Genomic DNA, 14,039 nt, shown 5'->3' with positions numbered 1-14,039 from the left:
CGGCCTTCGATGCCTTCCGGAACGAACTTGCGCGGTTCCTGAACGCCACCCTGGAAGTAACGGTCGGCAGAACCGGCCTTCATCGCACCGAGGGAACCCATGCCGCGGTAGCTCTTGTAGCTACGGCCATCGGCGAGAATGACTTCGCCCGGAGCTTCTTCGGTACCGGCAAAGAGCGAGCCCACCATCACGGCATGGCCGCCAGCGGCCAAGGCCTTCACGATATCGCCAGAGAACTTGAGGCCACCGTCAGCGATAATCTTCACGCCGACCTTGCGAGCCATCTTGCCGCATTCAACGACTGCGGAGAACTGCGGGTAACCCACACCGGCCACGATACGCGTGGTGCAGATGGAACCCGGACCGATACCCACCTTGACGATGTTGGCACCGCACTTGGCGAGTTCTTCGACAGCTTCCGGCGTGCAAACGTTACCGGCGCAAATCGTGAGCTTCGGATATTTTTTGCGAACGGTCTTCACCATGTTGCGCACACCGATGTGGTGGCCGTGAGCCGTATCAATAATCAACAGGTCGACGCCGGCGTCCACGAGGGCTGCCACGCGTTCGAGAGTATTGGCAGAGGTACTGACAGCGGCGCCCACGAGCAACTGGCCGTTCTTGTCGAGGCTAGCGTTCGGGTTGTTTTCGCGCTTCAAGATGTCAGTCATCGTGATGAGGCCCTTCAAGGCACCGGAAGCATCCACGAGCGGGAGCTTTTCAATGCGCTTTTCGGCGAGGATTTCCTTCGCCTTGGAAAGGCTCACCTTCGGGCTGGCCGTCACCGGGTTCTTGGTCATCACGGAACGGATCTTCACGTTCATGTCGCTCACCGTGCGGAGGTCGCGGCTCGTGAGCATACCGACGAGTTTGCCCTTGGAAAGAATCGGGAAACCGCTCACCTTGTTGCGGGCGCGGAGTTCAAAAGCTGCAGAGACCGGCTGGTCTGCATCGAGCGTCACCGGGTTAGTGACGATACCGGACTGCCACCGCTTGACCTTGCGGACTTCTTCGGCCTGGTCTTCGACGCTCATGTTCTTGTGGATGATGCCGATACCGCCCTGCAAAGCGAGGGAAATGGCCAAGGGAGCCGTCGTCACGGTATCCATGGCGGCACTGATGATAGGAATATTGAGCTTGATATTCGGGGCGAGCTGGGTGCTCACGTCGGTCTGGGCCGGCAAGACAGAAGATTCAGCGGGAACTAGGAGGACGTCGTCAAACGTCAAAGCTTCTGGCAAAAGTTTCATAATGTACCTCTTTTGCGTATAGAATATAGAAAATTTAGACGAGAGACGTGGGAGGAAAAATGAAAGATTTTTATCAAAAAGAGGAAAAAAGTTAAAGAAAGGCGTCACTCCTTCACGCAGCGGATATAGGCGGGACTATTTTTACTGAACTCCATCGTGCCGTACGAGAAGAATTGAGCTTGTTGCGGATCCATGGCATGAAAACTTACAGAACTAACATAGGCTAGGCTGTCGTTTACCTCCGTGGAAGACCAATACTGCCAGGCCATTAGGAAGGGATCAAGTTTCATCGTTCTCGCATTATCTCGCAACCCGCCCAATTGCCGGAACAGGCTGTCCCATTCCACCTTAGTGGGCAGCCGCCACCCCTCGGGGCATTCGTCCATCTCGGCCCACGTGAACGTGGTGTCGTGCAAGTTGTCAATCATCCAGTAGAGGCGCGACGCCCTGATGTAGGCATAGATTTTCCCGTCACGGGCATCTACGAGTGAATCAGTGAAGATATTCCAGCTTTTAGACTTACAAGTATAACCGAATTTGTCTGTTTCCCGGAATTCACCGTTCAAATCACTTGTACATAACCCGATTTCTCTTTCGATATCCAACGTTTGTCGCCACTTTCCAGACTCGCACACATAAGGAATACTATCCGGATTCTCGGACGAAATAAAAAAGTCCGTTCCGGAACATTCAATTCCATAAGTGTCGCTTTCCATTCTTGTAGCATCCATCCACCGCGTTGTAGAGTTGCAGTAACCTGTATAACAATGGCTATCAGGGCTCTTACACTTGTAAACTTCATCGTACCGAGTTTTCTTGAGTTCGTTCAAATTCTCCTGATTACAAGTGCCAAGTCCAAATTCCTTCTCCCAAAAAACAGTGAATACTGCATCTATATCCGATACAACGCTGGGACTGACAAAAGCAGAACTCGTGGAATCGAATTTTCTTCTCCATGATTCAATATCGGTTCCGCGTTTACCAACTGGATAAATCACATCACCAGACATACGGGAAAGGTTGTTTGTAAAAACATCTTTTGCAATGCGGTACATTGCGGAGTCGTTGTTCCACTTGCCTTCCAGCGCAAAATCTTCCAAAAGGCTTTCGAAAAGAGGATCAGAAAGACTACCCGGTACCCAACTCAGCAAGATTGACCCAGCCATCAAGAAGATATCGTCTATTGTATTGCCGAAAAAACTCCACGTTTCAGGGGGACGCGCCTCCCGTTCATTTCCGTTTTCGTCCAAGAATTTAACATGGAACAACTCCAATATCTCTTTCCGAGATTGCCTCTTGGCCTCGTCAAAAGAGAGATGCTTGTTGCGGACCAGTTCCCGCACGCGTTCAGTTTCCAGATGCGTAAACAGGTTCACGTTGATTGTATCTTGCAAACCGATATCCACAATCGCATTCATGATAATATCGTTCGTCGCCAGTACGGCTCTGACTTCCGAATATTTTTCCATCGTCGTTTCCCCGGCAACCGAAATCTGTACAAGTTTCGATTCGACGGAATCCACTTGGACCGAATATTCGCCAAAGTCGCCCTCGAACTTGCCCATATAAGCCTTCCCTACGCGGTCCAAAGTCGATTCGTCCAAGAAAACCACCCTGACTTCAGCCTGATCCACTGGAGTTCCCTTCTGCGCAAATCCATGAATTATCTTGGACTTGCCGATTCCCCCATAGCTACTGCTAGAAACTTTGCTGCTGCTAGAAACACTGCTACTGGAAACCTCGCTACTGGACGATGCCGTACAATCGTCGTCACATTCGTCAGGAGTCGCGCTGCTCACGGACTCCACATCGTCGGATTCAAGAGTGATGATTTTCCCATCATCATCGCCACCGCAACCAGATAAGAAGGCAAAAGAAAGGAGTACGAAAAACAGGATCCAACGCTTCATAAAAATCACTCCTTCACGCAGCGGACACGGGCGACTTCGTCCTTTCCAACACTATTCAAATCGTATCCAATTCTCACTCTGCTCATAGGCCAAGGCAGGTCGGCAGTTGTAGACCAAGGAACAAGGGATGCGCTTACGGCATGGCCTTCATCTTGCTCCGTCGAGCTCCACCATGGGCCGGAATCTTCGGTAATATTCAATGGCGAAGCATTTTCGAGGAACGTGTAAAACTGTTCAAAAAGCCGTTCCCATTCCGCTGAAGTCGGGAGCCGCCAACCTTCGGGACATTGGTCAGCCTCGTCCCACGTAAACACTGTATCGCGCAAATCACCGAGCAACCAAAAAAGACCGGCCGCCTTACGGAATGCGTAACGTGTCCCGTCGCGAACGTCTTCGAGCGTATCGGTAATGGCGACCCATTCTTTCTTTTCGCATATATAACCATACTTGTCCGATTCCTGGAAAGTGCGCTCCATCTCTTCGTCACACACGCCGACTTTTTCCTCGATATCCAGAGCCTCGCGCCACGAGCGGAACTTGCACAAGTACGAAATACTGTCCGGATTATCAGCCGTCACAAACAAGTCGTTTATCTCGCATTTTATTCCATACGTATTTCTGTCCTTTCTTCTTGCCGGCATCCACCGGGTACGGGGACCCACGTAGCCATCGAACACATCTATCCTCACGCCTTCTCCCGACATCATAATACCGCTAAAACCACAAGTAAAATAATCGCCATACTGTGTTTTCTTTACTTCGTCGTAGTTAAGCGAACAATCGCCAAGATCAAGTTCGCGTTCCCAGAAAACGTTAAATATGGAATTGATTTTCTTTTCAACAACACCGGAAAGATAAATTTCCGTAGAGTCGCGCTTTTTCCTCCACGGATCGATATCGGAACCAGCCATAGAACGGTCGATGACGCCACCGTTTACCATCGTATCGAGTTCATTATAGAAACACGATTTTGCCATTTGGTATACCGCGGAATCGTTTAGGCATTTACCTTCCTTCGCAAAATCTTCCAGGAGTTTTTTAAAAACAGGGCCCGCAAGGCCTTCCGGAATCCACCCCAATAGGTAAGACCCCGCCATCAGAAAGATGTCATCAGGCTCATTCGTATAAAAGCCCCATGTTTCAGGAGATTTGCCGTCACTCGGCTTGCCGCTCTTCGTCGTAAACGAAGTATGGAACATATCGACAATTTCTTTCCGGGACTGAGCCTTGGCCTCGTCAAAAGAGAGGTGCTGGTTGCGGACCAGTTCCCGCACGCGTCCGGTTTCCAGATGCGTAAACAAGTTCAAATTAATCGAATCCAGGGTCCCGATATCCGCAATGGCATTCAAATCGATATCGTTCGCAACGGCAATCACGGAAATTTTCGACGAACTTTTCCCAGAAACCGTAACTTGCACATACCTTGATTTAACGGAATCAATCTGGACAGAATATTCGCCGTAGTCCCCTTCAATCTTGCCATAATAGGCCTTGCCCATCGAATCCAGAGTAGACTCGTCCAAGAAAACCACCTTGACCTGGGCCTTATCCACCAGCGGTCCCTTCTGTGCAAAGCCATGAATCGTCTTAGGCTTGCCTATACCCCCATAACTGCTGCTAGAAACCGCGCTGCTACTAGAAACACTGCTACTCAATGCATCGCTGCTGCTGGATGCGTTGCTGCTAGAAAAAGAGCTGCTGGAAAAATCCTCTTCTGCAGATAAATCAAGGGGATCATCGACCTGACTACTATCGCACCCCGCAAATACGGCAAGAAGCGAAAGGATGCTGATGAGATAAAGCCGTTTCATATACCCCCACGGTCAACCCATATAAAGTATATAAAACGGCACGTCGATGCAATACGGGCCAGACTTTTTTAGGAAAAAAACACTCGCCGCGTATCATATTCCGCGGGGTATGTGGCTACTTCCCGTTGTAGCGTTCCATGCACTTCTCGATACCGAACTTGAAGTAGCATTCCACAAGCGCAGGGACCTTGGCGATTGCCTCTTCGAAAACGGGGCGGTCTTCGGGCGGGAACTTGGCCAGCACCCAGTTGCTCAGGTCGAATTTCGGAGGGCACTTTCCCACGCCAAAACGGATGCGCGGGAACTTGTCGCCCACGTGTTCAATGATGTTCCGAAGTCCGTTCTGCCCGCCGTGGCTGCCGTCCTTGCGGCAACGGATGCGGCCTACGTCCAAATTAACGTCGTCGCTGAAGACGAGCAAGTGGTCGGTCTTCACCTTGTACCACGTCATCAATGCCTGTACTGCCTCGCCCGAGAGGTTCATGTAAGTCTGCGGTTTTGCAAGCAGGCATTCCTCGCCTGCGATGTTCACCTTCATAGTGAGCGCCTTGTGTTCGCTTTTCCAGTCCTTGTTCGGGTCGGCGAGTTTTTCGACAGCCATGAAGCCCGCGTTGTGGTGGGTGTTGGAATATTGCGTACCAGGATTTCCGAGACCGGCGATGATGTACATTAGTGAGTAGTGGTTGGTGGTTAGTGGTTAGTGCTAATATAGAAAAAGCTATGAGGTATGAGGTCGGCGCGTTGCGCCTTTGAGGTGTGAGGTAAGTAGGAAGTAGACAGTAGACAGTAAACAGTGGTTAGGAGATAAGCGAATTTGTCGCCGCTCATTGCTCATCGCTCACTGCTCATGACTCACTGCTCGTGCCTCGTGCCTCGAACCTCGGGCCTCATCGCAAAAAAAGAACCTGCCTGCGCTGGGCAGACAGGTTCAATTTCGCTTGCTTAAAGCAATTACTTGGCTTCGGCGGCCGGAGCAGCGGCTGCAGCAGGAGCGGCAGCGGCGTCAGCAGCATCGTCCTTCTTCTTGGACTTGGACGTAATCGTGAAGATCACGGTACGCGGACCAGAAGCGAGTTCCACGCCTTCCGGGAGCTTGAAGTCCTTGGCGTAGAAAGTGATGTTGGTGCCGAAATCGGAGATATCCATGTCGAGGATGGTCGGAATGCAAGCCGGCTTGGCAGCGAGCATCAGGTAGCGGGTTTCCTGAGAGAAAAGACCGCCCTGAGCCTTCACACCAATCGGAAGACCGGACAGCTTGACCGGAACGCGAACCTTGACCATGGAATCCTCAGCAATCTTGAGGAAGTCGATGTGGATGATCTTCTGAGAGATGGCATCCTTCTGGTAGTTGTAGATGACGGCCGGGTTACCAGCCTTGCCATCGATTTCGAGGTCAAGAAGCGTGTAACGCTTGCCCGGAGCGAGAACCTTGCGCAAGTCGATATCGCTTACGGTGATGTTCAGCGCTTCCATACCCTTACCATAATAGACGGCCGGAATCTGACCAGCCTTGCGCAAACGGGCGTTATCGCGGTTTGCAACTAGCACTCTCGAGGTAGCTTTGAGCGTTGTGAGTTCCATTTTATTTATCTCCATTTGGATTAAGAAAAAATTTCATTGGGGTAGCTGGATTCGAACCAACGAATAACGGAATCAAAATCCGTTGTCTTACCACTTGACGATACCCCAATGGTGCGGGCAAATATAACAAAATTTGGGATTTTTTAAAGGGGAGAGGAATCTTTTGAGGGATTAAACAGCTTTCCTTGTTATAAAATTTAAGCGGGAGGGGCCCCAGCTCAGAGTTGCGAAGGCCGCACGGGCCCCTCCCTGCACCCTCCCCATCCTTGGCCGACGCTCCTTTTAACAACCCGTTTTCCTTCTTTCTCAATGACTAAACGAATATCTCGCATTTACTAAGGGAATGCCCTTTTACAGGCATCTCTGTGAGTTTATGCCTTTTGTATTCAGATTTTTAATACAGACTACTTATGCCAGAATTTGGTGAGGGCGAGGTAGCGGGTGTCGGGTTTGAGGGCGGTGGCGGCGGCTTCGGCCGTTGCCTTGTCCGCAAAAATCCCGAATACGGACGCACCGGACCCGCTCATGAGGGCGACCCGCGCCCCGAGGTCGAGGATTTTGTCCTTCATCGCCTCAACAAGCGGGTGCTTCGGGAACACGGACACCTCGAAGGCGTTAAAGAAAGAACCCGAGTCAAGCAGATGGCAACCGAAGGCCTTTTCTGCATCGGTCCCGCCAGCCCAAGCGGCCTTGTACGCCTCCCAGCGGTCCGGACCGGACTTGGGGACGCCCGCATAGGCATCCTTGGTCGGGACAGCATCGAGCGGGGTCGCAATCAGCAGGACCTCCCCTGCCGGAAGGTCAAGCGGAGGAATAAAGCTCAAACGTTCGCCGATGCCCTCGGCGAAAGCCGAGCCGCCTCTGACAAGGAAGGGCACATCGGCCCCGAGCTTTGCCCCGATTTCTTCCAAAACCGTGGCCTCGAAATTCAAGTTCCAGAGGCGGTTCAGCAACCGGAGGGTTGCTGCGGCATCGGCACTCCCCCCGCCCAAACCAGCACCGAGAGGCATGACTTTCTCCAAGAACAAATCGGCTCCCAGCTTCGCCACGCGGGCCTTTTCACTTTCCGCGACACCGGAACCGGACGCAGCCACCTCGGCATAGTCCTTCAAAGCGAGCGCCGCCCTGTACACGAGGTCGGACTCCTTGGGGTAGTCCTGCGGCACACTGTACTCGAGTGTCACCACGCCGTCGTCCCGGAGCTCTGCCGAAACCGTGTCGCCAACATCCACCGTCTGGAAAAGCGTACCCAAGTCGTGATAACCGTCCTCGCGCTTGCGAATGACATCAAGAAAGAGGTTGATTTTTGAGGGAGCGTATTCTTTCATAGGAGTAGGAAGTAGGAAGTAGGAAGTAGGAAGTAGGAAGTAGACAGTGGTTAGTGGTTAGTGGTTGGTGATTGGTGGTTAGGGGGCTCGAGCCTCGGACCTACCTGAACGCGCCGGAGCGTTCGAGTTGCATGAGTTGGTCCATGTCAATGAGCATGGCGCGGGGTTTGGAGTTGCCCGTACTGCGAGCGCACAGCCCCATGCCGTAAAGCTGGTCCACAATCTTGCCCGCGCGGCTGTAGCCCACGCTGAAGTGGCGCTGCACCGCCGAGGTCGAAAGGCCGTTGCCGCATTCAATAGCCCACTTGGCGACTTCGAAAAGCAGTTTGTCCTTCTTTTCGTTCATGGCTGCATTGCCATCTTCTTCGTCTCCGGCACCATCTTCCACCACGTCAAAACTCTCGAGCTGCGGATAGCAGACGTTCTGGTTACTGCAGGCATCGGCAAGCTTTTCGGCTTCCTCGTCGCTGAGGAATGCGCCATGCAGGCGAATCGGGTCTGGTGCGTTCACGGCCTTGTACAGCATGTCGCCACGGCCCAGCAACTTTTCGGCACCGGCATGGTCCATCACCGTGCGGGCGTCCACCTGCGAGGCCACCTTGAAGCTGATACGCGTCGGCAAGTTCGCCTTGATGTTACCGGTAATCACCTTCACCGACGGGCGCTGCGTCGCAAGCACCAGATGGATACCCACGGCACGAGCCTTTGCGGCGAGGCGGCTAACGTTCTTCTCGATTTCCTTGCCCGCGACCATCATCAAATCGGCCATTTCGTCGATAATCACGACGATGAACGCCATACGGTGGCTGCGGTCCTCTTCGGGAACATCATCCGGCAGCTCGCCGGCATCGAATTTTTCGTTGAAACCATTGAGGTTGCGTACCTTCGCCTTCGCAAGCACCTCGGTACGGCGGTCCATCTCGTAGCAGAGCCACTGCAGCGCCTGGATAGCGACTTCCGGCTTGGTAATCACGGGAGCCAAAAGGTGCGGGATGTTCTCGTACATCTTGAGTTCCACGGCCTTCGGGTCCACGAGAATCATGCGAAGTTCGTCGGGAGTCTTGCTGAGCAACATGCTCGCCATGAGTGCGTTGATGCAGACGGACTTACCAGAACCCGTCTGGCCCGCAATCATCAAGTGCGGAGCCTTCGCCAAATCCATCGCGAACGGCTCGCCCGAAATATCCTTGCCGAGCGCCATCACGATCTTGTCGGGACTCGGCTTGAACGCGGCACTTTCGAAGATGTCGCGACCGTAAATCGTCTGCGTCTTCCTGTTCGGGATTTCGATACCCACAGCGCCCTTGCCCGGAATCGGCGTCAAAATGCGGATGGATGTCGCCTTCAAGGCCATCGCGAGGTCATCTTGTAGAGAGCTGAACTGGTTCACCTTCACGCCCGGGCCCGGTTCCACCTCGAAGCGGGTAATCACGGGGCCAGTCTCGCAACCGACCACCTTGCCCTTCACCTTGAAGTTTTCGAGCTTTTCCTCGAGCATGCGGCCAATCTCGTTCAGTTCCTCTTCGGTATAGTCGGCAGGCTGCGGGTCGTGCGTATCCAAAATCTCGTCGACCGTAGGAATCTTGTATTCGTCGTAATGCTGCGTCGGGTCGGGCTGAGGGATGCCCGTCGACTCGGCGGTCCCTATCCTGTTGGGCGGCACGTAAGTCGGGTCGCGGCCCACTTCGTCGGCACTCACAACCTCCGGGTAGAATGTCTCGTCATCGTCAGCGACGGGTTCATCAAAGCGGGTTCCATCGCTTCCCATCAAATCTTCACCAAGCAACTTCGGAGCAACCGTCGGGTCATTTTCGAAATCGGGTTTGCCCGCGACAACCGTCTGCGCTTCGGTCACATGCGGCGGCACCGGCGGCACCTCCACGGTTTCCACCTCGCGGGTATTCGAGCCACCGCGCACGGCACCCTTCACCACCAAGCGACTCGGGTGAGCCTTCTCCCAATTAATCAAGTCGCGGGCGCGGCGTAGCGCGGCAATCCGGTCCTTGATTTCCATAATTTCAAGCGCGTTCATGCGCCCTTCGTTGCGGCGGAGTTCTTCCTCGAGGCGGGCGATTTCCGGATCTTCGCCATCGGCAACCGCAGGGGGTTCTGCGACCGGCGGCGTATTCAAAGTATTCTCGTCCGGCGGCAACGGGCGTGCATCTTGGACCGGAACGTTTTCAGCAGGAGCCGTAAAGTCCGCCTCGCCTTCGAGCCAGTTATTGCGCCCGCTGAAAGGCTTCACCTTGTTCTTGCGCAAAATCTTGTAATCGTTAATGTTCCCGAGAAGAGTCTCATCGCTCATCATGGAAACACCGCGACGGTTCACCACAGTATCTTCGTCGTCGGAGGATTCCCCATCGTTATCCACTTCTGCCGCAGGAGCATTCGTCCGACGCCCAAAGAGCGACAGGAACCAGCGCATTGTCTGGGCTAAAAAGCGGAAATGCCGAGGACGCAGGCCAAACGAAAGCACCAAAATGAGAGCAAGGCCTGTGAGCAACACGATTAACGGAGCAAGGATAGACGCCGGACCAAAAAACGGCAACAGCACATACTGGCTAAAGAAATGCCCGACAGCACCCCCGCCCATCGACAGCGCCTCGCTAGACGGCAGCGATTCGCCATAAGACTTGAGGGCAAGCAAGAAACTCAGATCGAACGTGAGCAAGGAACACCCGATGGCAAAGCGGAGGAGTTTTGCGCGCAATGCAGGCAATGCGATACAGATGCCCCAGAACATGAGCGAGAAAGAAAGGAAAATCGCCCCGACGCGGCCAAAAACGTAGGTGGACAAACTCGGAAGAAGATCGCCGAGATAAGGCCCGAGCCAATTTTCATGGCCTGCGGTACATGCGGAGGTGATGCTCCCCAGGAGAATCAGGGCCCCGATGGCCGCAATAAGCCAACCGACAACCACCCAGAAGAACGGAGAATCTTGAACGTTCTCCGCTGCGGCACCGGACTTGGACTTGGTTGATTTCTTGGAGCTATTTTTCTTTTGGGTCGCCAATCTGGCCTCCTTATCGTCTACGGCATAATATAATTATTAATCCATGTCACGTTGTGACAACTCCGGGCTTTTTTTTATAAATTGAAACTAGTCGAAGAATAGGGGAAACATGCGAACGAAGCTATCTAAAGGATCCAAGAAACTCATTGCGGGATTAATCGGTGCCACAGTCACCACTATCGCCATTTTCCTATTCGCCAGTTCGCAGAACGATCTTTTCAACATCACGCACAGCGGTGCCGACACTATAGAAAACAACTTCTACGACCTCTTTTTCAAGGCAGTGACCAGCGTCGACGAAGAAGAAAACTACTCCAACGACAAAGTCTCCGTATCCAAGGGGTACGACCCCAACATCCTCATTGTCGACATCGACGAGCCCTCGCTCGCCAAGCTCGGCAACTACAACGAATGGGACCGTTCTATCCACGCGAACGTGGTGCGCAACCTCACCGCAGGGGGCGCTGCCGCCATAGGTTTCGATATTCTCTTCAAGAATGCAGATTTCGGCCAGCAAAAAGCGAACCAGATGCTGGGAGTCCTCAAGAGGCTGTACCCGGAAAACATGTGGGATTCCCTCTATTCGGCCATCAAGGAAAGCTTCAACTACGATTCCCTACTTGTCAAAGCGGTCAAAGAAAGCGGGAACGCCATATCGTGCCTGATGTTTGATGAAAGCAAGTCGTACAAGCACGAGACCCAGTGGAGGCCGCTCAGCACGACCGAACGCGCCGACGCGCTGGGCTACAGCTCCACATTCCGCCTCGACCAAGCCGACTCGGCCAACAACATCGAACCCAAAGACCTCCTCGACAACATCTTCCCCGAACTGGCCCAGGCTTCTGCACAAATCGGCTCCGTCAACGCCTACCCCGACGAAGACGGCGTGGTGCGCCGCGTATCGCTGCTCTACAGGTTCCCCAACCCGGAACTCTACCCCGATGTCACGCCGCATATCTATTCGACAATGTCGCTCATGACTGTCTTGCACTTGTTCCACCAAAAGCCCGAAAACGTAGTCATCAAGTTGGGCAAGTACATCGACCTTGGCAAGCCTTTCGGCATATACAGGGACTCCAACGGGGGCTACCACACGACATATCCGGGATTCAGCTACCCGATGTTCCTCTCGCTCTACAACAAGCTCAAGTTCGCAAGCAATATCGAAGCAGACCAGGAACAATTCATCGACATTTCTTCCAAGATAATCGTCACGAAAACCCAAGAAGGCGATTTCTCGTTTGAAATTTTTGAGGGGCAGCTCCTTACGCCTAGGCTTTCCAAGACGCTCATGAAGCTCACGCTCGAGACGCTGGAACACCTGAAACCAGAAGAAGAACTCGACCTGGGCGGGGACATCACGCTCAAGCACGACGAAGACGGTGACGGGAGATTCCTCCTGCACGACAACCAAGAAGACGAAGAAGCCGTCATTTCCCCGTATATCCTGAGCACCATCCAGTTCTTCCGCGATTCCATTGCGCGCATGCCGGTAAACCACCCAGTCCACCTTTCCATGGACCTGGATATCCGCTACGACAAGGCCACCAACAAGTGGTATTCGAACAACATCATCCTCTCGGACAACGTCATCCGCGACATCCAGGCCACACCCGACTCCGTCATCAACAGGCTCAAGGCCGGCGAAGAACTGCGTTTTGGCAACGTGAAGCGCGTCCCCATCGACCGGTCCGGCAAATTCCTCGTCAACTACCAAGGCCGCTACAACACCGCCGACATCAACCGCGCCTTCCAGCACCTCTCCTACTACGACGTGACCAAGAACCGCCTCGATCCGGCATTCTACCAAGGGAAGATATTCATCCTCGGGTCTGCGGCCCCGGCACTATTCGACTTTGTGCCCGGCCCCCACGAAGAAAACAACCCCGCCGTGCTCATCCACGCCACCATCATCAAGAACATCCTCAACGACAGCTACATGGTGGTGCTGGCCGAACGCCATCAAAAAGCCATCATCGTCCTACTCGCCATCATCTGCATGCTCCTCGGGCTTTACCTCAAGAGTTACTGGTCTATCGGCATTTCCGTCCTCATCGCCATCATCTACACCTTCGTAGCATACAGATATTTCGAGGCGGGCACCTATATCGGAGTGGCAAGGCAGCTCATCGCCATCTTAGCGACAAACGTCATTGCGCTGATTGTGCAGTTCTACTACGAATCCCGCGAAAAGAGATTCCTCGACAACGCGTTCAAGCAGTACATTTCCCCCGAACTGATCGACGAAATGGTGAACAACGAAATTATGCCGACCCTCGGCGGCGAAAAGTCGAACATTACCGCCTACTTCACCGACATCGGCAGTTTCTCCACGTTCTCCGAGAAAATCGGCGACCCGAGCCGACTCGTGGACCTGCTGAACGAATACCTGACCGCAATGACCGACACGCTCATCCACAACAAGGGAACGCTCGACAAGTACGAAGGCGACGCCATCATCGCCTTCTTCGGGGCGCCCATGCCGCTCGAAAACCACGCCCAGAGCGCCTGCGAAACGGCAGTGGATATGCAGCAGAAACTGGGAGAACTGCGCCAGAAGTGGAAAAACGAGGGCGACAAGTGGCCCACAGCCGTCCACGAAATGCACATGCGCATCGGTATCAACTCGGGTGACATCGTCACGGGCAACATGGGTTCAACCATGCGCAAGAACTACACCATGATGGGCGACGCCGTGAACCTCGCCGCGCGCCTGGAAAGTGCGGCCAAGCAGTACGGTGCCTATATACAGATTAGCGAAGACACGCAGGCGCTGCTCAAACCGGGATTCTTCATTTACCGCTCGCTCGACACCATCCGCGTCATAGGCAAGAGCCAGCCCGTCAAGACATTCGAACTGCTCGGCAAAATCGGGGACAAGGACGAACCCGTGCTGACGAAACTCGTCGAAATATGGGAAAAGGCCCGAGAACTCTACCTCAACATGCAATGGGACGAGGCCATCAAGATGTTCACGCTCTGCCTCGATTTCGAGCCCCACCACCCCGACCGCGACCCCGGCAGCAAAACCACCCCGTCGCATGTCTATATCCAGCGCTGCGAGCAATACAAAATCACTCCGCCCGTCGCCGAAGGCGAAGTCTGGGACGGAGTGTTCACTGCGACCGAGAAATAGCGAAAGCTAC

8 protein-coding genes and 1 tRNA gene are annotated in these 14,039 nt (G+C 53.6%); 1 reads left to right on the top strand and 8 read right to left on the bottom strand.

From position 1 onward, the window contains the following. From guaB to Q0Y46_RS09985, 8 genes are all read right to left on the bottom strand, one after another. On the bottom strand, nt 1–1,250 hold a 1,250-nt coding region (gene guaB / locus Q0Y46_RS10020; RefSeq protein WP_297947089.1), incomplete at its 3' end, for an IMP dehydrogenase. Nucleotides 1,251–1,354: 104 nt separating this feature from the next. Further along, nucleotides 1,355–3,160, bottom strand: coding sequence for a hypothetical protein (locus tag Q0Y46_RS10015; RefSeq protein WP_297947087.1), 1,806 nt, complete (start codon nt 3,158–3,160; stop codon nt 1,355–1,357). Between the two features lie 5 nt (nt 3,161–3,165). After that, complete coding sequence (locus Q0Y46_RS10010) at nt 3,166–4,971, bottom strand: hypothetical protein (protein WP_297947085.1); 1,806 nt, start codon at nt 4,969–4,971, stop codon at nt 3,166–3,168. Nucleotides 4,972–5,086: 115 nt separating this feature from the next. Then, on the bottom strand, nt 5,087–5,641 hold the full coding sequence (gene pth / locus Q0Y46_RS10005; RefSeq protein WP_297947084.1) for an aminoacyl-tRNA hydrolase: 555 nt from the start codon (nt 5,639–5,641) through the stop codon (nt 5,087–5,089). A gap of 281 nt (nt 5,642–5,922) precedes the next feature. Further along, complete coding sequence (locus tag Q0Y46_RS10000) at nt 5,923–6,552, bottom strand: 50S ribosomal protein L25 (protein WP_295685091.1); 630 nt, start codon at nt 6,550–6,552, stop codon at nt 5,923–5,925. A gap of 36 nt (nt 6,553–6,588) precedes the next feature. Next, a tRNA-Gln gene (locus tag Q0Y46_RS09995) sits at nt 6,589–6,660 on the bottom strand. Between the two features lie 296 nt (nt 6,661–6,956). Further along, on the bottom strand, nt 6,957–7,880 hold the full coding sequence (ispE, locus tag Q0Y46_RS09990) for a 4-(cytidine 5'-diphospho)-2-C-methyl-D-erythritol kinase (protein ID WP_297947082.1): 924 nt from the start codon (nt 7,878–7,880) through the stop codon (nt 6,957–6,959). Between the two features lie 100 nt (nt 7,881–7,980). Continuing rightward, entirely contained in the window at nt 7,981–10,893 is a 2,913-nt protein-coding gene (locus Q0Y46_RS09985) for a DNA translocase FtsK (protein ID WP_297947080.1), read from the bottom strand. A gap of 109 nt (nt 10,894–11,002) precedes the next feature. On the opposite strand from Q0Y46_RS09985, the gene Q0Y46_RS09980 reads away from it, so the two are divergent. After that, entirely contained in the window at nt 11,003–14,029 is a 3,027-nt protein-coding gene (locus Q0Y46_RS09980) for a CHASE2 domain-containing protein (RefSeq protein WP_295685082.1), read from the top strand. Nucleotides 14,030–14,039 lie beyond the last annotated feature (10 nt).

It is taken from the genome of uncultured Fibrobacter sp. (assembly GCF_947305105.1).
In the GTDB taxonomy this organism is placed as follows: Bacteria; Fibrobacterota; Fibrobacteria; order Fibrobacterales; family Fibrobacteraceae; genus Fibrobacter.
The sequence above is the reverse complement of the archived record's forward strand: the minus strand, read 5'-3'. Positions and strand labels throughout refer to the sequence as shown.